Origin of the sequence: Bradyrhizobium sp. AUGA SZCCT0169, from assembly GCF_018130085.1 — a bacterium.
Taxonomy (GTDB): Bacteria; Pseudomonadota; Alphaproteobacteria; order Rhizobiales; family Xanthobacteraceae; genus Bradyrhizobium.
In genome coordinates, this window is record NZ_JAFCMC010000053.1 from 12,995 (window position 1) to 33,403 (window position 20,409).

The 20,409-nt window shown below is 63.2% G+C and carries 20 protein-coding genes; 12 read left to right on the forward strand and 8 right to left on the reverse strand.

The window, feature by feature from the left end; genetic code table 11:
• Nucleotides 1-50: 50 nt before the first annotated feature.
• A complete protein-coding gene (gene katG, locus JQ609_RS33045) occupies nt 51-2,192 on the reverse strand; it encodes a catalase/peroxidase HPI (RefSeq protein WP_212210003.1) in 2,142 nt (713 codons plus the stop codon).
• Between the two features lie 102 nt (nt 2,193-2,294).
• On the opposite strand from katG, the gene JQ609_RS33050 reads away from it, so the two are divergent.
• Complete coding sequence (locus tag JQ609_RS33050) at nt 2,295-3,233, forward strand: LysR substrate-binding domain-containing protein (protein WP_212276792.1); 939 nt, start codon at nt 2,295-2,297, stop codon at nt 3,231-3,233.
• A 273-nt stretch (nt 3,234-3,506) separates the two neighbouring features.
• On the forward strand, nt 3,507-4,103 hold the full coding sequence (locus tag JQ609_RS33055; RefSeq protein WP_212210005.1) for a glutathione S-transferase family protein: 597 nt from the start codon (nt 3,507-3,509) through the stop codon (nt 4,101-4,103).
• A gap of 111 nt (nt 4,104-4,214) precedes the next feature.
• Here JQ609_RS33055 and fabB read toward each other — a convergent pair whose 3' ends face one another.
• Complete coding sequence (gene fabB / locus JQ609_RS33060; RefSeq protein WP_212210006.1) at nt 4,215-5,438, reverse strand: beta-ketoacyl-ACP synthase I; 1,224 nt, start codon at nt 5,436-5,438, stop codon at nt 4,215-4,217.
• A 78-nt stretch (nt 5,439-5,516) separates the two neighbouring features.
• On the reverse strand, nt 5,517-6,044 hold the full coding sequence (gene fabA / locus JQ609_RS33065; RefSeq protein WP_192736260.1) for a 3-hydroxyacyl-[acyl-carrier-protein] dehydratase FabA: 528 nt from the start codon (nt 6,042-6,044) through the stop codon (nt 5,517-5,519).
• A gap of 383 nt (nt 6,045-6,427) precedes the next feature.
• Between fabA and irrA the strand changes: the two genes are divergently transcribed.
• Nucleotides 6,428-6,883, forward strand: a complete 456-nt coding sequence (gene irrA, locus JQ609_RS33070; RefSeq protein ID WP_283813786.1) for an iron response transcriptional regulator IrrA — start codon at nt 6,428-6,430, stop codon at nt 6,881-6,883.
• A 149-nt stretch (nt 6,884-7,032) separates the two neighbouring features.
• Here irrA and JQ609_RS33075 read toward each other — a convergent pair whose 3' ends face one another.
• Nucleotides 7,033-7,560 (reverse strand): SH3 domain-containing protein, encoded by a 528-nt coding sequence (locus JQ609_RS33075; protein WP_212210007.1) that lies wholly within the window; start codon nt 7,558-7,560, stop codon nt 7,033-7,035.
• Nucleotides 7,561-7,988: 428 nt separating this feature from the next.
• Between JQ609_RS33075 and JQ609_RS33080 the strand changes: the two genes are divergently transcribed.
• The 3 genes from JQ609_RS33080 (at nt 7,989) to JQ609_RS33090 (ending at nt 9,965) form a co-directional block, all read left to right on the forward strand.
• Nucleotides 7,989-8,990: a D-glycerate dehydrogenase gene (locus tag JQ609_RS33080; protein ID WP_212210008.1), complete on the forward strand. Its 1,002-nt coding sequence runs from the start codon at nt 7,989-7,991 to the stop codon at nt 8,988-8,990.
• 20 nt (nt 8,991-9,010) lie between these two features.
• Nucleotides 9,011-9,682, forward strand: coding sequence for a uridine kinase (locus JQ609_RS33085; protein WP_212276793.1), 672 nt, complete (start codon nt 9,011-9,013; stop codon nt 9,680-9,682).
• A gap of 136 nt (nt 9,683-9,818) precedes the next feature.
• Nucleotides 9,819-9,965: a bacteriocin gene (locus tag JQ609_RS33090; protein ID WP_212210010.1), complete on the forward strand. Its 147-nt coding sequence runs from the start codon at nt 9,819-9,821 to the stop codon at nt 9,963-9,965.
• A 132-nt stretch (nt 9,966-10,097) separates the two neighbouring features.
• On the opposite strand, the gene JQ609_RS33095 is transcribed toward JQ609_RS33090, so the two are convergent.
• Entirely contained in the window at nt 10,098-11,018 is a 921-nt protein-coding gene (locus JQ609_RS33095; protein ID WP_212276794.1) for a LysR family transcriptional regulator, read from the reverse strand.
• A gap of 121 nt (nt 11,019-11,139) precedes the next feature.
• Between JQ609_RS33095 and JQ609_RS33100 the strand changes: the two genes are divergently transcribed.
• From JQ609_RS33100 to JQ609_RS33110, 3 genes are all read left to right on the forward strand, one after another.
• Entirely contained in the window at nt 11,140-12,141 is a 1,002-nt protein-coding gene (locus tag JQ609_RS33100; RefSeq protein WP_212276795.1) for an aldo/keto reductase, read from the forward strand.
• Nucleotides 12,142-12,282: 141 nt separating this feature from the next.
• Nucleotides 12,283-12,495, forward strand: coding sequence for a hypothetical protein (locus tag JQ609_RS33105; protein ID WP_192736254.1), 213 nt, complete (start codon nt 12,283-12,285; stop codon nt 12,493-12,495).
• 117 nt (nt 12,496-12,612) lie between these two features.
• Nucleotides 12,613-13,047: a hypothetical protein gene (locus JQ609_RS33110; protein ID WP_212276796.1), complete on the forward strand. Its 435-nt coding sequence runs from the start codon at nt 12,613-12,615 to the stop codon at nt 13,045-13,047.
• 19 nt (nt 13,048-13,066) lie between these two features.
• On the opposite strand, the gene JQ609_RS33115 is transcribed toward JQ609_RS33110, so the two are convergent.
• On the reverse strand, nt 13,067-13,867 hold the full coding sequence (locus JQ609_RS33115) for a molybdopterin-synthase adenylyltransferase MoeB (RefSeq protein WP_212276797.1): 801 nt from the start codon (nt 13,865-13,867) through the stop codon (nt 13,067-13,069).
• A gap of 135 nt (nt 13,868-14,002) precedes the next feature.
• Between JQ609_RS33115 and JQ609_RS33120 the strand changes: the two genes are divergently transcribed.
• Nucleotides 14,003-15,376, forward strand: a complete 1,374-nt coding sequence (locus tag JQ609_RS33120; RefSeq protein ID WP_212276798.1) for a serine protease — start codon at nt 14,003-14,005, stop codon at nt 15,374-15,376.
• Nucleotides 15,377-15,383: 7 nt separating this feature from the next.
• Here the strand turns inward: JQ609_RS33120 and ggt are convergent, their stop codons facing one another.
• Both ggt and mutM read right to left on the reverse strand, forming a co-directional pair.
• Complete coding sequence (gene ggt, locus JQ609_RS33125; protein ID WP_212276799.1) at nt 15,384-17,060, reverse strand: gamma-glutamyltransferase; 1,677 nt, start codon at nt 17,058-17,060, stop codon at nt 15,384-15,386.
• A 48-nt stretch (nt 17,061-17,108) separates the two neighbouring features.
• Nucleotides 17,109-17,993 (reverse strand): bifunctional DNA-formamidopyrimidine glycosylase/DNA-(apurinic or apyrimidinic site) lyase, encoded by an 885-nt coding sequence (gene mutM / locus JQ609_RS33130; protein ID WP_212210015.1) that lies wholly within the window; start codon nt 17,991-17,993, stop codon nt 17,109-17,111.
• Between the two features lie 79 nt (nt 17,994-18,072).
• Here mutM and ubiE point away from each other — a divergent pair, with 79 nt between their 5' ends.
• Both ubiE and ubiB read left to right on the forward strand, forming a co-directional pair.
• Nucleotides 18,073-18,834 (forward strand): bifunctional demethylmenaquinone methyltransferase/2-methoxy-6-polyprenyl-1,4-benzoquinol methylase UbiE, encoded by a 762-nt coding sequence (gene ubiE, locus JQ609_RS33135; protein ID WP_212210016.1) that lies wholly within the window; start codon nt 18,073-18,075, stop codon nt 18,832-18,834.
• Nucleotides 18,831-20,405 (forward strand): 2-polyprenylphenol 6-hydroxylase, encoded by a 1,575-nt coding sequence (ubiB, locus tag JQ609_RS33140; RefSeq protein ID WP_212276804.1) that lies wholly within the window; start codon nt 18,831-18,833, stop codon nt 20,403-20,405. Before ubiE ends, ubiB begins: the two co-directional genes overlap by 4 nt.
• The last annotated feature ends 4 nt before the right edge of the window (nt 20,406-20,409 follow it).

Sequence of the window (20,409 nt, forward strand, 5' to 3'; positions counted from 1 at the left end):
CTTGAGCCGCCCTTTTTTGTCAGTGCTGCGTTCGTGCAGTGCTCGGGTGATCAGAACCGATCGAGGTTCATCACCTTGGTCCAGGCAGCCGCAAAGTCCTTGGCGAACTTCTCCTTGGAGTCCGCGCACGCATAGACCTCGGCGAAGGCCCGAAGCTGCGAATGCGAACCGAAGATCAGGTCGACGCGGGTGGCGGTCCACTTGACCGCCTTGGTCTTGCGGTCGCGGCCCTCGTACAGATTTTCGCTCGACGGCTGCCACTCCGTGCTCATGCTGAGCAGATTGACGAAGAAATCGTTCGTCAATGTCCCCACCTTGCTGGTGAAAACGCCATGCTTGGAGCCCCCGGCATTCGCGCCGAGGACGCGCAGGCCGCCGACCAGCGCCGTCATCTCGGGCCCCGTCAGCCGCAGCAATTGCGCACGGTCAATCAGCGCTTCCTCGAACTCCATGAACTGATGCCGCTTGGTGTTGACATAATTGCGGAAGCCGTCGGCACGCGGTTCGAGCGGAGCAAAGGAAGCGACGTCGGTTTGATCCTGCGACGCGTCCATGCGCCCCGGCGTGAAAGGCACCGTGACGTCGACGCCGGCGTCCTTGGCGGCTTTTTCAACCGCAGCCGAGCCGCCGAGAACGATCAGGTCGGCAAGCGAAACCTTCTTGCCGAATTCCTTCTGGATCGCCTCCAGCTTCTGCAGCACCGTGTTCAGCTCGGCCGGCTGGTTGACCTCCCAGTCCTTCTGGGGGCTGAGACGAATGCGCGCGCCATTGGCGCCGCCGCGCTTGTCGGAGCCGCGGAACGTCGATGCCGACGCCCATGCGGTCGAAACCAGCTGCGACACCGACAGGCCCGAGCTGAGAATCTTGGTCTTCAGCGTGGCGATATCAGCATCGCCGATCAGCGGATGATCCACCGCCGGGATCGGGTCCTGCCAGATCAGCGTTTCCTTCGGCACCAGCGGGCCGAGATAGCGCGCGACCGGGCCCATGTCACGGTGCGTGAGCTTGAACCAGGCACGCGCGAACGCATCCGCGAACTGGTCCGGGTTTTCGTGGAAGCGCCGTGAGATCTTCTCGTAAGCCGGGTCGAAGCGCAGCGACAGGTCGGTGGTCAGCATGGTCGGCACATGCTTCTTCGATGCGTCGTAGGCGTCCGGAATCGTGGCTTCGGCGCCTTTCGCCTTCCACTGCTTGGCGCCGGCCGGGCTCTTGGTCAGTTCCCATTCGTTCTCGAACAGGTTCTTGAAGAAGAGATTGCTCCACTTCGTCGGCGTCTGCGTCCAGGTGACTTCCGGACCGCCGGTGATGGTGTCGGCGCCGATGCCGGTGCCGTGCTTGCTCTTCCACCCCAAACCCTGATCCTCGAGCGCGCCGCTTTCCGGGTCGGAGCCCACCAGCGACGGATCGCCGGCACCGTGGGTCTTGCCGAAGGAGTGGCCGCCGGCAATCAGGGCAACGGTTTCTTCGTCGTTCATGGCCATGCGGAAGAACGTTTCGCGGATGTCTTTCGCCGCCGCGAGCGGATCCGGGTTGCCGTTCGGGCCTTCCGGATTGACGTAGATGAGACCCATCTGCACGGCGCCGAGCGGCTCGGAGAGTTCGCGTTCGCCGCTGTAGCGTTCGTCGCCCAGCCAGGTGCCCTCAGGGCCCCAGAACAGCTCCTCCGGCTCCCAGACATCGGCGCGGCCGCCGGCGAAGCCGAACGTCTTGAAGCCCATCGATTCGAGCGCGACGTTGCCGGCGAGAACCATCAGGTCGGCCCACGAGATCTTGCGGCCGTATTTCTGCTTGATCGGCCACAGCAGCCGGCGCGCCTTGTCGAGGTTGGCGTTGTCAGGCCAGCTGTTCAGCGGCGCGAAGCGCTGCTGACCGGCCCCGGCGCCGCCGCGGCCGTCCGTGATGCGGTAGGTGCCGGCGCTGTGCCACGCCAGGCGGATCATCAGACCGCCATAGTGACCGAAATCGGCCGGCCACCATTCCTGCGATTCCGTCATCAAAGCGGTCAGGTCCTTGACCACGGCATTGAGGTCGAGGGTCTTGAATTCCTTGGCGTAATCGAACGCCTCGCCCATCGGATCGGACAGAGCCGAATTGCGGTGGAGCAACGAAACGTCCAGCGCGTCCGGCCACCAATCGCGGTTCGAGTGTCCGCGTTTTCCGCCCGAGAACGGGCATTTTGTTTTGTCGTCCATGATTGCCTCCTAAGGGCCGCTTCCTGAAGATTGGAAGTACTCTAAGAGCCGCTTTCCATCAGTGGAAGTTGATTTTAATGATCGAACCGATAAGATATTCTGATGATCCAGATGACGCTGAGGCAGCTTCGTTATTTTGATGCGCTGGCCCGTCACGGCCATTTCGGGCGCGCGGCGGAAGCCTGTTCGATCTCGCAACCGGCGCTGTCGATGCAAATCAAGGAAATGGAGCAAGCGCTCGGCGGCGCGCTGCTGGAACGAAGCGCGCGACAGATCACGCTGACGAAATTCGGCGAGGAGATCGTCCAGCGTGTCCGCGAAATCCTGCGCTCGGTCGATGAACTCGGCGATTTCGCGCGCGCGGCACAGGACCGGCTTGCCGGCCGGCTGCGCATCGGCATGATCCCGACCATCGCGCCCTATCTGTTGCCGAAAGTGATCGAGAACCTCGCGCGCATGCATCCGGAACTCGACATCCACGTGCGCGAGACGCTGACGCCGAAGCTGATCAAGGAAGTGACCGAAGGCCGGCTCGATACGGCGATCGTGGCATTGCCGGTATCGGAGCCGTCGCTGACCGAGGTCGCCTGCTTTTCCGAGAACTTCCTCTTGGTGCGGCCGGGCGAGGACGAGGGCACGCCGGTGCCGAGCCACGAGACGCTGCGGGAGATGCGGCTATTGCTGCTCGAAGAGGGACATTGTTTCCGCGACCAGGCGCTGTCGTTCTGCAACATGCAGTCGCCGCCGCGCGAGGTGCTGGATGCAAGCTCGCTGTCCACGCTCGTTCAGATGGTCGGCGCCGGCATCGGCGTCACCCTGATTCCGGAAATGGCGGTCACGGTGGAAACCCGCTCGGCACAGGTCTCGGTCGCGCGGTTCTCTAATCCGCAACCGTCGCGAACCATCGGCATGGTGTGGCGCAAGACAAGCCCGCTGGCCGCACAGCTGCAGCAAATCTCGGAAGTGGTGTGCCTCGCCGCCGACGCCCTGCGCGAACAGCGCAAGGCGAAACCCTCGCCGCGAACATCGCGGGCGCGATAACGAAGGCCTCACAGCCGCGCCTTATTTCTTGCTAGCCAAATATTTGCCAGCCATGCCTCCTGCTGCCCAACTACCCCAAAGACAATTGAGCAGGGTGGCAGCTGGCTCTCCGCGATTCGCTCGGGATCGCCGGCCAGTCGACCGCACGAAATAAAGTTGACCAATATATCGCTTGACGTTGAACCGTTCGTCCTAGGCGTAGTGCGTTGCCAATTCGCGTCAGACGCGCAATGAAGGTGGCATTGTCCGCCTCCGCCGATGAAAGGTTCCGCCATGATGCAGCTTTATTGGTCGCCCCGCTCGCGTTCGTTTTCCTCGCTGTGGCTGTTCGAAGAAACCGGGCAACCCTATGAACGCGTGCTGACGGACATCTCGACCGGCGCACAGCGTAAGCTCGAATATCTGGCGATCAATCCGATGGGCAAGGTGCCGGCGCTCCGGGATGGCGAGGCCACGCTTGCCGAAGCCGCCGCGATCGCGGCCTATGTCGCCGAGCGCTATCCGGAAGCGAAGCTGGCGCCGCCGCTCGGAGATCCGCTGCGCGCAAAGTATCTCTACTGGCTGTTCTTCAGCCCCGGTTGTATCGAACCTGCGATCGTGCAGCTCGCGACCAAGATCGAAATGAATCCGGTCGCGGCCGGCTGGGGCGATTCGCAACGCGTGATCGACGTGCTCGACAACGCGCTGGAGAAAGGTCCATGGATCCTCGGCGACAATTTCTCCGCAGCCGACATCATCATTGGCTCCGGGCTGAATTTCGCCGTGCGGCTGTTCAAGATGGTGCCGTCACGGCCGTCGTTCGACGCCTATATCGATCGATGCGCGGCCCGCCCGGCATTTCAGCGCGCAGAGAAAATCGCGGCTGGATAGGCCCAACTGTCGTCACCCGCGAAAGCGGGCGACCCAGTATTCCAGAGATATCAGTAATTGAATCGAGAAGCCGCGGCGTACTGGATGCCCCGCTTTCGCGGGGCATGACAATCACGCATCCATGCGCTTGAACACCAGCGTGGCGTTGGTACCGCCGAAACCGAACGAATTCGACAGCACGGTGCCGAGCTTGGCGTTGTCGATGCGCTTGCGCACGATCGGCATGTCGGCAAACACCGGGTCGAGCTCGGTGATGTTGGCGCTCTCGCAGACAAAACCGTTGTTCATCATCAGCAGCGAGTAGATCGCTTCCTGGACGCCGGTGGCGCCGAGCGAATGGCCGGTCAGCGCCTTGGTCGCCGAGATCGGCGGGCATTTTTCGCCGGTGCCGAACACCTTGCGGATCGCCTCGATCTCGGGCGGATCGCCGGCGGGCGTCGAGGTGGCGTGCGGATTGATATAGTCGATCGGCGTCTTCACGGTCTCCATCGCCATCCGCATGCAGCGCTCGGCGCCTTCGCCCGAGGGCGCCACCATGTCGTAGCCGTCAGACGTCGCGCCATAGCCAACCACTTCGGCGTAGATGCGCGCGCCGCGCGCCTTGGCATGCTCGAGCTCTTCCAGCACCACCACGCCGGCGCCGCCCGCAATGACGAAGCCGTCGCGGCTGACGTCATAGGGACGCGACGCGGTGGCGGGCGTGGCGTTGTATTTCGAGGACATCGCGCCCATGGCGTCGAACAGCACCGACAGCGACCAGTCGAGTTCCTCGCAGCCGCCGGCGAAGATCACATCCTGCTTGCCGATCTGGATCGTCTCATAGGCATTGCCGATGCAATGGTTGGAAGTCGCGCAGGCCGACGAGATCGAATAGTTCACGCCCTTGATCTTGAACCAAGTCGCCAGCGTGGCTGAGGCGGTCGACGACATCGCCTTCGGCACCGCGAACGGCCCCACGCGTTTGGGTCCCTTGGTCCTGGTGATATCGGCCGCTTCGACGATGGTGCGCGCGGACGGGCCGCCGGAGCCCATGATGATGCCGGTACGGACGTCGGAAACTTCGGTCGGGCTGAGACCGGCATCCTGGATCGCCTGCTCCATCGCGATGTGATTCCACGCCGCGCCCTCGCCGAGAAAGCGCATCGCGCGCCGGTCGATGACATCAGCGGGATTGAGGGACGGAGCGCCCTGCACCTGCGATCGGAAGCCGAGCTCGGCGTATTTTTCCGAGCGCGTGATCCCGGATTTCGCCTCATGAAGGCTCGCAAGCACTTCCTGGGTGTTATTTCCGATGGATGAGACGATGCCCATCCCCGTGATGACAACCCGCCTCATGATCGCCTCGTCCTGTCGTTTGCGTTTGTGTGATAGCCGCCATCAAACCGAATGCCGCCTCATTGGAGAGCGGGTAACTTACGCTCCCGGCAATGCGGCACCCTGCTTTAACAGCCCCACCCTCAGATCCTTCGCGCGATAGATAATCTCGCCGTCGGCCGAAAGCCAGCCGTCGGCGATACCCAGCCAGAGCTTTAAACGCATCACACGCTTGATATCGACGTTGTACACAATCTTGCGGACGTTCGGCATCACTTGACCGGAGAACTTCAGTTCGCCGAGGCCCAACGCCCGGCCGCGGCCCTCGCCGCCAGTCCAGCCGAGATAAAAGCCGACCATCTGCCACAGCGCGTCGAGGCCGAGACAGCCCGGCATCACCGGATCGCCTTTGAAATGGCAGCCGAAGAACCAGAGATCCGGGTTCACGTCGAGTTCGGCGCGAACGATGCCCTTGCCGTATTCCCCGCCGGTTTCGGAAATTTCGGTGATGCGATCGAACATCAGCATCGGCGGCAGCGGCAATTGCGCATTTCCCGGGCCGAATAGTTCGCCACGGCCGCACGCCAGCAAATCCTCGTATTCGTAACCGCCGCGGCGATCCAGCATCGTTTCAGCCTCTCTCAGATGTCCCGATGAGCGCTTTCGAGCGAACCGGACCGGTTTCCCGCGGAAGAATGTCTGTTCCCGCAAATTGGCGCTACTTAGGGTGCCACCGGCAAATGTCCCTGCCGAATATGCATATGTGGTCCGCGCGCTCTGTAACATAGGCATTGGCGGGCGGCAAAGCACTGGATACGGGCTAAAAACACCATATCCCATCGTGGGTTCCGCCTTAACCTTGGGATCGTTCTAGTTGCGAAAAACTTGCATCTAAAGGATTTCCTTTTATATTGGGCAAGAATATTGCCCAAGTTTGTCAGCGTGGTACCGAAGTGGAAATGAACGACCAGGTCTCGACTGTGAACGACGACGCCGCTGACTTAGCTGCGATGGATCCGGCCGCCCGTGCCGCCGGACATCAACCGGCGTTGACCGGCTGTCCCTGGCATGACGTCAATGAAATGCTGCAAGCTGCCGGCCTGCGGCCGACCCGCCAGCGCATGGCGCTCGGCTGGCTGCTGTTCGGCAAGGGCGCGCGGCATCTGACCGCTGAAATGCTGTACGAGGAAGCGACGCTGGCCAAGGTGCCGGTCTCGCTCGCCACCGTCTACAACACGCTCAACCAGCTCACCGATGCCGGCCTGCTGCGCCAGGTCAGCGTTGACGGCACCAAGACCTATTTCGACACCAACGTGACGGCGCATCACCACTTCTATCTCGAGAACAATCACGAGCTGGTCGACATTCCCGATCCGCATCTGGTGCTGTCGCGGATGCCCGACGTGCCCGAAGGCTACGAGATCGCCCGCGTCGACATGGTCGTGCGGCTGCGCAAGAAGCGCTAACTGTCGTCCCGGCGAAGGCCGGGACCCATAACCACAAATGTTTGTTGTTGAGGGAAGGCGTCTGGTTGACTGCCTTATCGAAGGGCCGCGGCGTATGGGTCCCGGCCTTCGCCGGGACGACATAAGAGTTTATTGCTCGACGCCTTAACTCAATCCACCTTCTCGTCGGCGTAGACGCCCCACAGCCGCTGCTGTTCGATCCAGCCGTCAAATCCGTTGCCGATCACGCGGCACCAGCCGGCGGCGCATTTCTTGACTTGGGCGACGACGCCGGCCTGCAGGCGCGCGGCGACCGCGCTGGACGGATCGGCGCGATCGTAGAGTGGCGCGAGTTCGTCCTTGGTCTTCATGGTGACGACGGCGGTGCGGCGGCCCGACAGCAGGGAGTGATAGACCCAGCCCTCGGCGCCTTCGGAATCGCGCACCCGGCGCCAGTTCTCGAATTCAGCGGTTATTTCGACCGGCAGGCCGGAGCGGGTGTAGACCCAGGCGACGTCATTGTCCTTGGTCGGACCGGCCCTGACGTTCACATGATCGGATTTGAGGCTGACATAACGCGGCAGCGGGAGGCCGCTGGTGGTAGAGCCCGCTTCCTTGGCTGAAAAACCTGTGCTGACCGACGCACCCAGCATGCACCCTGCCAGCACCGCCATCGAACAGAAACGCCCCAACGCCATCAACTCGTCTCCTGCCGAAAACCTCAACTCGAATTCTTCGAGTTGAAACAATCCACTCAACGCCCGAAACCCAAGACCCTTAAACCCAAGACCCTTAGACTTGAGTCCCCCATTGCCCGCCTTGGTCGCAACTCGGATTGTCGTTCCCGAGGGGTTCTTGTCTTGGCCCGGCCTTCTGCTAGAGAGGACGGAACGCTTGAGAACCAGAACGGCCGAATTTCTCTGATTACCTTGACCCTTCCCTTGGCAACCCCGAGGTAAGGATCGGGGAACCCAGGGGAGCGCTAAGGAAACCCAAGGAAACGACCAGGTAGCCGTTCGAACCGCGCAGCGAGTGCAGTGTCGAACAACCAGGTTAATGAGGCCTCAACGGCGAAGCTTCTGACTCGTCAAAGGTTGGGCGAGCCATTGCCTCATGAGAGCAGGACATGTCGGTTAAGAAAAAGCCTCTCGTCGTCGTCACCCGCAAACTCCCGGACTCGATCGAGACCCGGATGCGCGAACTGTTCGATGCGCGGTTAAATCTCGACGATACGCCGATGACGCCGGAACAGATCGCCGAGGCGGTCCGTACCGCCGACGTGCTGGTGCCGACCGTGACCGACCTGGTCAACGAGGAAATCCTCAAGCAGCCCGACTGCAAGCTGCGGATGATCGCCAACTTCGGCAATGGCGTCGACAATATCGACGTCACGGCGGCGCATGCGCGCGGCATCACTGTGACCAACACGCCGAAGGTTTTGACCGAAGACACCGCCGACATGACCATGGCACTGATTCTCGCGGTGCCGCGGCGGCTGATCGAGGGCGCCTCTATCCTCACCGACGGCAAGAACTGGCCGGGCTGGTCGCCGACCTGGATGCTCGGTCATCGCATCGGCGGCAAACGCCTCGGCATCATCGGCATGGGCCGCATCGGCCAGGCAGTGGCGCGCCGGGCGCGCGCCTTCGGCCTGCAGATCCACTATCACAACCGCCGCCCCGTCGCGCCCATGATCGCCGACGAATTGGGCGCGACCTATTGGGAAAGCCTCGACCAGATGCTGGCGCGGATGGACATCATCTCGGTGAACTGTCCGCACACCCCGGCGACATTCCACCTGCTGTCGGCGCGGCGCTTAAAACTGATCCGGAAAGAGGCCTATATCGTCAACACCGCGCGCGGCGAGGTGATCGACGAGGATACGCTGATCAAGCTGATCGAAGCCGGCGACATCGGCGGCGCCGCCCTCGACGTCTATGAGCATGAGCCCGCCGTCAATCCAAAACTGGTTCGGCTGGCCAGGGCCGGCAAGGTCACGCTGCTGCCGCACATGGGCTCGGCCACGATCGAGGGCCGCGTCGAGATGGGCGAGAAGGTGATCATCAATATCAGGACCTTCCTCGACAACCACAAGCCGCCGGACCGCGTGCTGCCCAGCATGCTGTGAACCAACACAGCGAGGATGATGTGAGGGAAGCCCACGCATCCCTGCTGAACCGTCTCGCCGCCACCATCGTCGCACGGCATCCCACGCGGATTATCCGCGTCGCGATCGATGGTGTCGATGGCGCGGGCAAGACCACGCTGGCGGATGTGCTGGCGCCGCTCGTGGCAGCACAAAGCCGCCCGACGATCCGCGCCTCCGTCGACGATTTCCATCATCCCCGCGCCGTCCGTTATGCGCGGGGGCGGTACTCGCCGGATGGCTTTTATCTCGACTCATACGACTACGATTCATTTCGGACGTTGTTGCTCGATCCCTTGAGCCCCGGCGGCTCCGGTCGATACGTCGCAAGGCGTTTTGATCTCGACAACGACCGGCCGTTCGAGCCGGTCACGCAGCAAGCGTCGCCAACCGCCGCGCTGATCGTTGACGGCATCTTCCTGCACCGCCCCGAGCTTCGGGCCTATTGGGATCTCTCGATATTTCTGAAGGTCGACTTCAATGTTTCCGTGCCGCGCGGCGCGCAGCGCGGTGCGGATTTTGGCGCGTCCGATCCGGCTTCGCCGTCTAGCCAGCGCTATGTCGGCGGCCAGCAGCGATATCTGAGCGAGTGCGACCCGGAACAACGCGCCGCGATCGTAATCGGCTACAACGACCTGCGCGAGCCGCAGATATTGAAGTGGCCACCGGCTTAGCCCGTCGCCTGCTCGCCCGGACACGCCGTTTCAGCCTGTCACTTGGGGAACAGCGCTGTGGTCCGGTCTCAGGCATTCTCCAAATCACAGGAAACGAACGCGGTTGTCGCGCTCACCTGCCAAATGGAGAACTGCCATGAATACCCAGAATGCTCAGATCGATGTGCTTTCCGACGAAGAACTCACCGCCGTCTCGGGTGGCAAGGACCGGGTTCAAGTGACCAAGGAGCAGTATGAACAGATCCTCGAGGTCAAGTTCATGTTCGCCAGCCTGAAGAAGTAAGTCCGTAAGTCCGAATGCACTGAGCGGATTACCAAGACGCAGTCCTCCGCCTTGGAAAATACGAGTACGGCGGATCAGGCCTCATGGCCGGTCCGCCGGACTTGTAAAATACGTAACTCCCTCGCGCGGAAGCTACGCCGTCTTTTCTTTACGTCTCTCGCGCTTGCGCCATTCCCCGACAAACGAGACGAACGCGCCTAGCGCCGGCGGCGGCTGGCGGCGGCTCGGGTAATACAGAAACGGTCCGGGAAACGGCGCGCACCAGTCGTCGAGCACGCTGACCAGCGCACCAGATTTGATGCCAAAGCGTACATAACCTTCAAACGTCAACCAGAAGCCGATCCCATCATGGACGGCGCGCAGCGCGAGGCCGAGATAGGTCGCGACCAGTTTTGCTGGCGGCGAAACCACCACGACACGCCCCGCCTTCTCGAATTCCCAATCCAGCATGGCGCCGCTGCCGAAGCGGGTGCGGATGCAGGCGTGATCGAGCAGGTCCTTTGGCTGCATCGGCTTGCCGTGCCGCGCCACATATTCCTTCGACGCCACCACCGCGTAGCGTTGCGGCGCCCCGAGCGAAACCGCAATCATGTCCTGCGCCAAATGCTCGCCGTAGCGCACGCCGGCGTCGAAACCGCCGGCGACGATATCGACGAATGCACTCTCGCCAACGATCTCCAGTTCAACTTGCGGATATTTTGCGAGGAACGGCGCGACCATCGGCGCCAGCACCAGATCGATCGCCGGCGGCGGCGCATTGATCCGCAAGCGCCCCGACGGCACGGCGCGCAGACCGCGCACCTGATCCAGCGCGTCGCCGACATCCGACATCGCCGGCCCGACCCGGGCCAGCAGCAGCTCGCCGGCTTCGGTTAGCGCAACACTGCGGGTGGTGCGGTTCATCAGGCGGACGCCAAGCCGCTCCTCCATGTCGCGTAGCCGCTGGCTGAGACTCGAGACGGAGACGCGCTGCTCGATCGCAGCGCGCCGGAAATTCCTGGTGCGCGCCACGGCGACGAACGCATCGAGATCGCGGAGGTCAAAATCCTGCATTGTTCGGTATACTGAACAAGCTATTAAGTATTGTCCAGCTTATCGCTGTAATCGCGATCGGCCATACCAGCCTCGTCAACCCGGCGCCGGAATCCCCGCCGCCAATACGAGGAGAGCCACCATGGAACACCGCAAACTCGGCAAAACCGGCCCCAACGTCGCCGCCGTCGGTCTCGGCTGCATGGGCATGTCGGACTTTTATGGTCCGGCCGACAGGGGCGAGAGCATCGCGACCATCCACGCCGCGCTCGACGCCGGCATCACCCTGATCGACACCGGTGATTTCTATGGCATGGGCCACAATGAAATGCTGATCCGCGAAGCGCTCGCCGGCCGCAACCGCGACGATGTGCAGATCAGCGTCAAGTTCGGCGCGCTACGCGATCCGGCGCGTGGCTTCATCGGCATCGACTGCCGCCCCGCAGCGGTGAAGAATTTCATCGCCTATTCGCTGCAGCGGCTCGGCGTCGATCACATCGACATCTACCGGTCGGCGCGGCTCGATCCGGCGGTGCCGATCGAAGACACGATCGGCGCGATCGCCGACATGATCAAGGCCGGCTATGTCAGGCATATCGGCCTGTCCGAAGTCGGCTCCGACACCATCCGCCGCGCCCATGCCGTGCATCCGATCGCCGATCTGCAGATCGAATATTCGCTGATCTCGCGCGGCATCGAGGCCGACATCCTGCCGACCTGCCGCAAACTCGGTATCGGCATCACGGCTTATGGCGTGCTGTCGCGCGGCCTGATCAGCGGACACTGGTCGAAAGATAAGTCCGGCGCGCAGGACTTCCGGCAGATGACCCCACGCTTCCAGGGCGCCAATCTCGACGCCAATCTGGCGTTGGTCGAGCCGCTGCGCGCGGTCGCCGCCGAACTCGGCGTATCGGTGGCGCAGGTCGCGATTTCCTGGGTCGCGGCGCAGGGCAATGACATCGTGCCGCTGGTCGGCGCCCGCCGCCGCGACCGCCTGACCGAGGCGCTCGGCGCGCTCGATGTGAGGCTTTCCGCGGCGTATCTGGACAAGCTCGCGAAGGCATTCCCGCCGGATGCAGCCGCCGGCACGCGTTATGCGGCGGAGCAAATGGCGCATCTGGACAGCGAGAAGAAGCGGGCCTGAACGCAATCACACGAGTTCCTCGCGCCCCCACTCGGCGCGAGGGTTCCGTGAGCAAAATCACGGTAACTCATCCAATCTGTCCCTAGCCTCCTGTAGCAGCCGAAGCGGATGGCCCCTTCGTCTCGCGACAGGAGAAGACAGATGAAGAAGTCCGACATTAACGCAGTCGAGCCTGCGAAGCCCGCGCTCGAAGCACCGGTCCAGCTCACCCCGGAGCAGCTTGAAATCGTCGCAGCCGGTTTCAGGGCTGCGATCAACCGCGGATCGCTGGGCGATATCATCAAGGATATCACCATCTTCGGCAGATTTCCGACGCCGACGATGCCGGTACCCACAAAGACGGTTCTATTCTGAGTCGATCAAGAGACGAGATGGCGTTCGGCGCGTCGTGCGTCGGACGCCATCCCGGACGCCTTTTCATTTCAGGATAGACGCAGCTCACCCGGCACGCGCAGCGAGATAGAGGGATTCATGTCCAAGGATTTAAAGAAGCAGATCGACTGCCCGAGTTCGCAGGCGACCGACGAGGGCGCCCGAATCTTTGGCGTAATCACCGGTACGCCGGAGCAGCACCGGGTCGGATATCTCACCGAGACCGTGCCAATCTCCGAACAGGTCCTTGCCCTTGCGGGAGATGCCAAGCCCACGGAACTGTTCCGCATCGCGGCACCCTGCGCGGGCGCCAGCGGCGGCTGCAAGCATTTCAAGGGCAACACCTGCAGCTTGGCCAAACGGATCGTTGAAGGCGTTCCGGCTGTCGTGAACGCGCTTCCCGCCTGCGAGATTCGCCCCACCTGCCGCTGGTTCCGTCAGGAAGGCAAAGCGGCGTGCTTCCGTTGCCCGCAGGTCATGACGGATAAATCAAACGCGTCTGACTACGAGAAGCAGATTGCCGACATCGACTGACGGCGGATGCCGCCAGTCCTCACCGGTGCGCACTTAGATCAGTGATCGTGGGCGCATCACCATTGAGCGGGTTGGCCGGATCGCGCCGGTAGCGCAGGGTTTCGAACCGCATCGCGCGGGCGTCCACCATCACCAGCCGTCCGACCAGGCTGTCGCCGAAGCCGACGATCTCGCGAATCGCTTCCAGCGCCATCATCGATCCCAGCATGCCCGCGAGCGCGCCCATCACGCCGGCCTCGGCGCAGGCCGGCACCGTGCCCGGCGGCGGCGCCTCTGGAAACAGACAGCGATAGGTCGGATTGAACTCGCCGTCAGCGCCCCGTTCATGGGCGCGGATCGTGGTCAGCGATCCGTCGAACTGACCGAGCGCCGCCGTGATCAGCGGCTTGGCCGCGAGGAAGCAGGCGTCGGAAACAAGATAGCGGGTTTCGAAATTGTCAGACCCGTCGAGCACCAGATCATAACCGCCGATCAGCGACATCGCGTTGCCAGCATCGAGGCGCACCGCATGCGCCTCGAAGTTGACATGCGGGTTGAGCGCGTCGATCTGCTGCGCGGCACTATCGACCTTGCGCTTGCCGATATCGGGCGTCGTGTGGATGATCTGGCGCTGCAGGTTGGACAGCGAGACAATATCGTCGTCGACCACGCCGAGCGTGCCGATGCCGGCGGCGGCGAGATACATCAGGACCGGGGCGCCGAGACCGCCGGCGCCGATCACCAGCACGGACGCCTCCTTCAGGGCGGTCTGGCCGGGGCCGCCGACCTCGCGCAGCACGATGTGGCGGGCATAGCGTTCGAGTTCGTCGGCGGTCAGCATCGTCGGTCTATTCCCATGCGCCGTCCGTGAACCGGGGCGCTGTTGTTGCTGACCAAGCAGATGTGCTTAATTGACCCGAGGTCAATGATCGCTCCAATATTCCCTCCCGATTCCGCGTATTCCCTGGGATTTGTCATGAGATCGGTGTTTTCAGCAACATTGATGGTCTCGGCCGCCATTTTCGCGAGCCTGGGATCGTCCGCTCAGGCCCAGTTGACGCCGCCCTCCACGGCCGGCGCCAAGCCGAAGCCGGTCACGACGGTGCCGATCCGGCCCGCGCTGCAAAAGCCCGAGGAGACCGCCAACGCGATGTCGCAGGCCGAACGACTGGCGCTGCAATCCGACCTCGCCTGGGTTGGCCAGTACAATGGCGCGATCACCGGCGATGTCAGCGAGCGCATGGTCAAGGCGATCAAGGAATTCCAGAAGAGCCGCGGGGCCAAGGAGACCGGCGTGCTCAATCCGCAGGAGCGCGGCAGCCTCGCCGACACCGCCAGGAAGCGACAGGAAAATGTCGGCTGGAAGATCGTCACCGATCCCCTCACCGGCGTGCGGCTCGGCATTCCCTCCAAGCTGGTGCCGCAGCAGGCCAGCGATGCCAACGGCACCAAATGGACGTCACCGACCGGAACCATTCAGATTCAACTGGCGCGGCGCAAGGAAGCGACCCCCACCACGGCCAAGCTCGCCGAGCTGGAAAAGAAGGAAGCCCAGCGCAAGATCGATTACACGGTGGTGAAGCCGGACTTCTTCGTGCTGTCCGGCCTGCAAGGCCTGAAGAAGTTCTATGTGCGCGGCACCTTCAAGGGCGATGAGGTCCGCATCCTCACCATCCTCTACGACCAGGCCACGGAAAACACCGTGGAGCCAGTGGTGATCGCGATGTCGAGCGCGTTCAACGCGTTTCCAACCGGCCCGCAGGTCGCAGGCCCCCCGCCGCGCAAGACCGTGGAATATGGCACCGGCGTCGTGGTCAGCGACGACGGCGCGATCATCGCCGACCGCCAGATCACCGACGGCTGCGTCGCGGTCACGATCGCCGGCTTCGGCAATGCCGACCGTGTGGCCGAGGACAAGGCGCACGATCTCGCTTTGCTGCGCATCTATGGCGCGCGTGGACTGAAGCCGCTCAATCTCGCCAACGCCGCCTCGAAGACGGCGCTCGACCTGACCGGCATTGCCGATCCACAGAACCAGGGCGGCGGCGGTGCCGTCAGCAGCGTCAAGGCCTCGGTCGCGCAACTTGGCGGCAGCAGCGACGTCGCGTTGTCGCCGCCGCCCGCGCTCGGCTTTTCCGGCGCGGCCGCGCTCGACGGCGACGGCAAATTCGCCGGAATCGCGCTGCTGAAGCCGGTGGTCGTCGCAGGGCCGGCGAACGGCGCCGCACAGGCGGTGCTGGTGACATCAGATGCCGTGCGCGATTTCCTCAAGGCCAATGGCGTCACCGGCGCCAGCGGATCACCGGACGCAAAAGCATCCGTGGTGCGCGTGATCTGCGTGAGGAAGTAAACTTAGTTTACGCCAGCCCGAACCTCACCCCGGCGCGCGCGAGGCCGCCCGCGATGCCGATCGGTGTGCCGTCGGCTCGCCAGCAGGCTGCGCCCGACATCCGGCCGTCGTCATGAAACTGGATTGCGTTCATGCCGCCGGCCACCGTGGGCACCGCCTGCACTCTGTGGCCCATGGCTGTGAGTTTGCCGCGAACGCTTTCCGGCACCGCCGATTCCACTTCGAGCGCATTGCCATCGGTCCAGACCCGCGGCGCCTCGACGGCTTCCTGCAGGCTCATGCCATGGTCGATCAGATTGATCAGCGCCTGCATCGCGCTCGGAAAGATCCGCTTTCCGCCGGGCAGGCCGAGCGCATAGACCAGCTTGCCGTCGCGCAGCGCCATCATTGGCGACATCGAGGTGGTGACGCGCTTGCCCGGCGCCAGCGACAGCGCATGACCGGGCCGGGGATCGTAGAGGTTCATGTAGTTGTTCGGGACGGTGCCAAGACCTGGGATCATGATCTTGGCGCCGAACAGATTGTTGATGGTCTGCGTGGTCGCGACCACGTTGCCAAACGCATCCGCCGCCGTCATATGCGTGGTGTTGATACCTTCGAGCTGCGCGACACCGGCGCTCCATGGCTGCGCGCGGTCCGCATCGACCACGCGGCGGCGCTCCGCGGCATAGGCTTTTGACGTCAGCCGTTCCACCGGCACGTTGACGAAATCCGGATCGCCGCTCGCCGCTGCGCGGTCGGCGAATGCGATCTTCAGCACTTCGGCGAGGTAGTGGATCGTTTCCGCCGAGCCGAACCCAAGTCGGGCGATATCGTAGCCTTCGAGAATGTTGAGCATCTGCGCGATGTGCACGCCGGAGGCCGCGGGCGGCGGTGGTCCCATAATTTGCCAGCCGCGATAGTCGGCGCGGATTGGCTGGCGCTCGACCGTTTTGTAGGTGGTGAGGTCCTCGCGGGCGATGAAGCCGCCGTTCGCCTTCATGTAATCGACCAGGATATCGCCGAGCGGCCCCTGATACAGCGCCGCTGCGCCATGCTGCGAAATGTACGTCAGCGTTTCCGCATATTCCGATTGCACCACCCGCTCGCCGGGTTTCAGCGGCGTCCCCTTCGGCAGAAAAACCGCCGAAATCGCCTTGTCCTTCAGCATCTCAGCCGCGCTGTCGCTGATGCATTCGTGCAGATAGGGCGTCGCGGCATAGCCCCGCGCGGCGTGCTTGATTGCCGGCTGCATCACATCGGCAAGGCTCATGGTGCCGAATCGTTGCAGCGTCTCGCACCAGGCCTTCAGCGAGCCCGGTGTTGCGACCGCTTTCGGGCCGTTGAGGTTTTCGCTGCCGACGGTATCGAACACGTCATGCGCCGAACCCGGTTTTGATCTGTAGGTGTCGGGACGAACCGAAAGCGGCACGGAACTCTGGCCATCGATGAAGCGATGGCTGCCATCCGCAAGCCTGATATGCGCCATGCCGCCGCCGATGATGCCGACCATCATCGGCTCGACCACCGTCAGCGTGAACAGCGTCGCAATCGCCGCATCGATGGCGTTGCCGCCGGCCGCCAGCATCTCGGCTCCCGCGCTCGAGGCCAGCGGATGATTGCTCACCACCATGCCGCGGCTGGAAGTCGCCGGCTGCTTCTGACATTGAAAAGTGGTGGCCGCGCGATCCCGCCAGTTAGTCATGGTGTTTCCTGTTTCTTGTTGTTGTACGGCAGGGGCGCGTGGCGCGTTTTACTTCTGGCATTTCGGGCACCAGAAGGTCGAGCGGCCGTTCTGGACGAAGCGCCGCACGATGCCGCCGCAGCGCGCGGTCTGGCATTTCTCGCCTTCGCGGTCATAGACCTGGAACGAGTGCTGGAAATAACCGAGCTCGCCTGAGGTCTGGCGATGGTCGCTGATCGAGGAACCACCGGCCTTGATCGCCTGGTTCAAGACATCGTGGATCGAGCCGACCAGGCGCTTGGCGTGTTCGGTCGGTTCGGCCTTCTTCGTCGCCAGGGTCGCCGCGAGCCGGCGCGGCGACAGATGGGCGCGATAGAGCGCTTCGCAGACATAGATATTGCCAAGTCCCGCCACCACGCGCTGGTCGAGCAAAGCGGCCTTCAGGCTGGTCTTCTTGTTGTGGCAGGATTGCGCGAGCATCAACGCGTCAAATTCATTGCCGAGCGGTTCGGGACCGAGCCCTTTCAGCAGCGGCTCATCCTCCAGCGCGTTGCGGGCGATAATCTTCATGTAACCGAAGCGGCGCGGGTCGTTGAACACGACAGAGGCGCCCGATGACATGTGGAACACGACATGATCATGGGCGCGGTCTTCGCTGCGCGGGAGATGGAATTGGCCGGGTGTATTCTTGCTGCCGCCGTTTTCCAGCACGCGAAACGAGCCGGACATGCCCAGGTGCATCAGCAGCACGTCGCCCGAGGTCAGGTCCGCCATCAGATATTTGGCGCGGCGGCCAAGGCCGGTCACGGTCTGGCCCTCCAGCCGCGCGATAAAGTCTTTTTGAAAGGGAAACCGCAGATCTTTCCGCCGGGCTTCCGCCTTGACGATTTTGGCCCCCTCCATGGCGGGTTGCAGGCCGCGGCGGACGGTCTCAACTTCGGGTAATTCAGGCATGCAGGTATTCACCTTATGAAGGTGACGTGATAGCGCCATTGCGGCGGGCGCGCTATGGTCAGGCCATGGAGATAAGTTGATGGATCGGCCGGACCAAACGACGCATTTTGGCTTCAGGGACGTCCCCCTTGGGGACAAGCAGACGCTGGTGAACGACGTGTTTCACAGCGTGGCGTCGCGCTATGATTTGATGAACGATCTGATGTCGGCGGGCCTGCACCGGGCCTGGAAAGACATCATGATCAACAAGCTCAATCCGCCGAAGGGCGATGCGCCGTTCGCACTGCTGGATGTTGCCGGCGGCACCGGCGACATCGCGTTCCGCGCCGCCAAGGCGGCAGGCACGGGCTTCCACGCCACGGTCTGCGACATCAATACCGAGATGCTCGGCGTCGGCCGCAACCGTGCATTGGCGCGGCATCTCGACCAGCAGGTTTCGTTCGTCGAGGGCAATGCCGAGGCGCTGGAATTTCCGGATCGCACGTTCGACGCCTATACGATCGCGTTCGGCATCCGCAACGTGCCGCGGATCGATGCCGCGCTGAAGGAAGCCTATCGCGTGCTCAGACCCGGCAGCAGATTCCTGTGCCTGGAATTCTCCACCGTCGATGTGCCCGGGCTCGACCGGCTCTATGACTTTTTCTCGTTCAAGGTGATCCCGCCGCTCGGCCGCGCCGTGACCGGCGACGCCGAGTCCTACCAATACCTCGTTGAATCGATCCGGAAATTTCCGAGACCCAACGCCTTTGCCGAGATGATCAGCGCCGCCGGCTTTTCGCGGGTGAAATGGGAAAGCCTGTCCGGCGGTATCGTGGCGCTGCATTCGGGCTGGCGTTTGTGATTTCTGCGGCGACCCACATCGCGCGGCTCGTCCGCGCCGGCTTTGTGTTCGCACGCGAGGGCGTGTTCGGCGTGGTCGATCCGAGCCTGGTGCCGCCACCCGGGCAACTTGCGCTCAAACTGGCGCGGATCATCGAGCGGCCCGGCGCCAAATCCGGCCCGCGGCTGTCGCGGGCGCTGACCCGGCTTGGTCCCGCCTATCTCAAGCTCGGACAATTTCTCGCAACACGGCCCGACGTGGTCGGCGTCGCGATGGCGCGCGACCTGGAAGCCTTGCAAGACCGGCTGCCGCCGTTTTCACAGATCGAGGCCGAGGCCGTCATTGCGACATCGCTGGAACGCCCTGTGGCGCAGGCGTTTGCGAGCCTCGGGCCGTCGGTCGCCGCAGCTTCGATCGCGCAGGTGCATCGCGGCGAAGTCGCACGCGATGGCGTTCGTAAATCGGTCGCTGTCAAGGTGCTACGCCCCAATGTCGCCATGCGTTTCCGCCGCGACCTCGCTGATTTCTTCTTTGTCGCGCACAATGCCGAAGCGCATTCGGCTGAAGCGCGCCGGCTGCGGCTGATCGAGGTCATCAACACGATGTCGCGCTCGGTCGCGATGGAGATGGACTTGCGGCTGGAAGCGGCCGCGATGTCCGAGATGGCGGAAAATACGCGCGACGATCCGGATTTCCGCGTGCCGGCCGTGGATTGGGACCGCACCACCCACAACGTGCTGACGATGGAGTGGATCGACGGCATCGCGCTCAACGACCACGCGCGCCTCGCACAAGCGCAGGTCGACCTGCCCGATCTCGGGCGCAAGGTGATCCAGAGTTTCCTGCGCCACGCGCTGCGCGACGGCTTCTTCCATGCCGACATGCACCCCGGTAATCTGTTCCTGGATGACACCGGCCGGCTGGTCGCCGTCGATTTCGGCATCATGGGCCGGCTTGGCCCGAAGGAGCGGCGCTTCCTCGCCGAAATTCTTCTGGGCTTCATCACACGCGACTATCGCCGCGTCGCCGAGGTGCATTTCGAGGCCGGCTATGTGCCGGGCCATCACTCGGTGGAGAATTTCGCGCAGGCGATCCGCGCCATCGGCGAGCCGATCCACAACCGCATCGCCGAAGACATCTCGATGGCGAAGCTCCTGACCTTGCTGCTCGAGGTCACCGGGCTGTTCGACATGCAGACCCGCCCCGAACTGATCCTGCTGCAAAAGACCATGGTGGTGGTCGAAGGGGTGGCGCGGGGCTTCGATCCCAAGCTCGATATCTGGAAGGTCGCCGATCCCGTGGTGCGCGAATGGATCGAGCGCAATCTCGGACCCATAGGCCGCATTCAGGGCGCGGTGTCCGGTGCGGGCGATCTTGGCCGCGTCCTGACGGGCCTCCCGGCCATCGCCACGCGCTCGGTGGCGGTACTGGAGCAATTGGAGAAGATGACCCGGGAGGGCGTCACACTGTCGCCGGAGACGATTGCGGCGCTGGGCAGGGCCGAGGGGCGCAAGAGCCGCTGGCGCACCGTGGCGCTCTGGATCATCGCGGTGACCTTCATCGGGATTCTGGTGGCCGTCCGGCAAATTTGATTGC

Bases quoted from the DNA above. Each gene is read 5' to 3' on its own strand.
- katG (WP_212210003.1), bottom strand. From the start codon at position 2,192: ATGGACGACAAAACAAAATGCCCGTTCTCGGGCGGAAAACGCGGACAC.
- JQ609_RS33050 (WP_212276792.1), top strand. From the start codon at position 2,295: ATGATCCAGATGACGCTGAGGCAGCTTCGTTATTTTGATGCGCTGGCC.
- JQ609_RS33055 (WP_212210005.1), top strand. From the start codon at position 3,507: ATGATGCAGCTTTATTGGTCGCCCCGCTCGCGTTCGTTTTCCTCGCTG.
- fabB (WP_212210006.1), bottom strand. From the start codon at position 5,438: ATGAGGCGGGTTGTCATCACGGGGATGGGCATCGTCTCATCCATCGGA.
- fabA (WP_192736260.1), bottom strand. From the start codon at position 6,044: ATGCTGGATCGCCGCGGCGGTTACGAATACGAGGATTTGCTGGCGTGC.
- irrA (WP_283813786.1), top strand. From the start codon at position 6,428: ATGGATCCGGCCGCCCGTGCCGCCGGACATCAACCGGCGTTGACCGGC.
- JQ609_RS33075 (WP_212210007.1), bottom strand. From the start codon at position 7,560: ATGGCGTTGGGGCGTTTCTGTTCGATGGCGGTGCTGGCAGGGTGCATG.
- JQ609_RS33080 (WP_212210008.1), top strand. From the start codon at position 7,989: ATGTCGGTTAAGAAAAAGCCTCTCGTCGTCGTCACCCGCAAACTCCCG.
- JQ609_RS33090 (WP_212210010.1), top strand. From the start codon at position 9,819: ATGAATACCCAGAATGCTCAGATCGATGTGCTTTCCGACGAAGAACTC.
- JQ609_RS33095 (WP_212276794.1), bottom strand. From the start codon at position 11,018: ATGCAGGATTTTGACCTCCGCGATCTCGATGCGTTCGTCGCCGTGGCG.
- JQ609_RS33100 (WP_212276795.1), top strand. From the start codon at position 11,140: ATGGAACACCGCAAACTCGGCAAAACCGGCCCCAACGTCGCCGCCGTC.
- JQ609_RS33105 (WP_192736254.1), top strand. From the start codon at position 12,283: ATGAAGAAGTCCGACATTAACGCAGTCGAGCCTGCGAAGCCCGCGCTC.
- JQ609_RS33110 (WP_212276796.1), top strand. From the start codon at position 12,613: ATGTCCAAGGATTTAAAGAAGCAGATCGACTGCCCGAGTTCGCAGGCG.
- JQ609_RS33115 (WP_212276797.1), bottom strand. From the start codon at position 13,867: ATGCTGACCGCCGACGAACTCGAACGCTATGCCCGCCACATCGTGCTG.
- JQ609_RS33120 (WP_212276798.1), top strand. From the start codon at position 14,003: ATGAGATCGGTGTTTTCAGCAACATTGATGGTCTCGGCCGCCATTTTC.
- ggt (WP_212276799.1), bottom strand. From the start codon at position 17,060: ATGACTAACTGGCGGGATCGCGCGGCCACCACTTTTCAATGTCAGAAG.
- mutM (WP_212210015.1), bottom strand. From the start codon at position 17,993: ATGCCTGAATTACCCGAAGTTGAGACCGTCCGCCGCGGCCTGCAACCC.
- ubiE (WP_212210016.1), top strand. From the start codon at position 18,073: ATGGATCGGCCGGACCAAACGACGCATTTTGGCTTCAGGGACGTCCCC.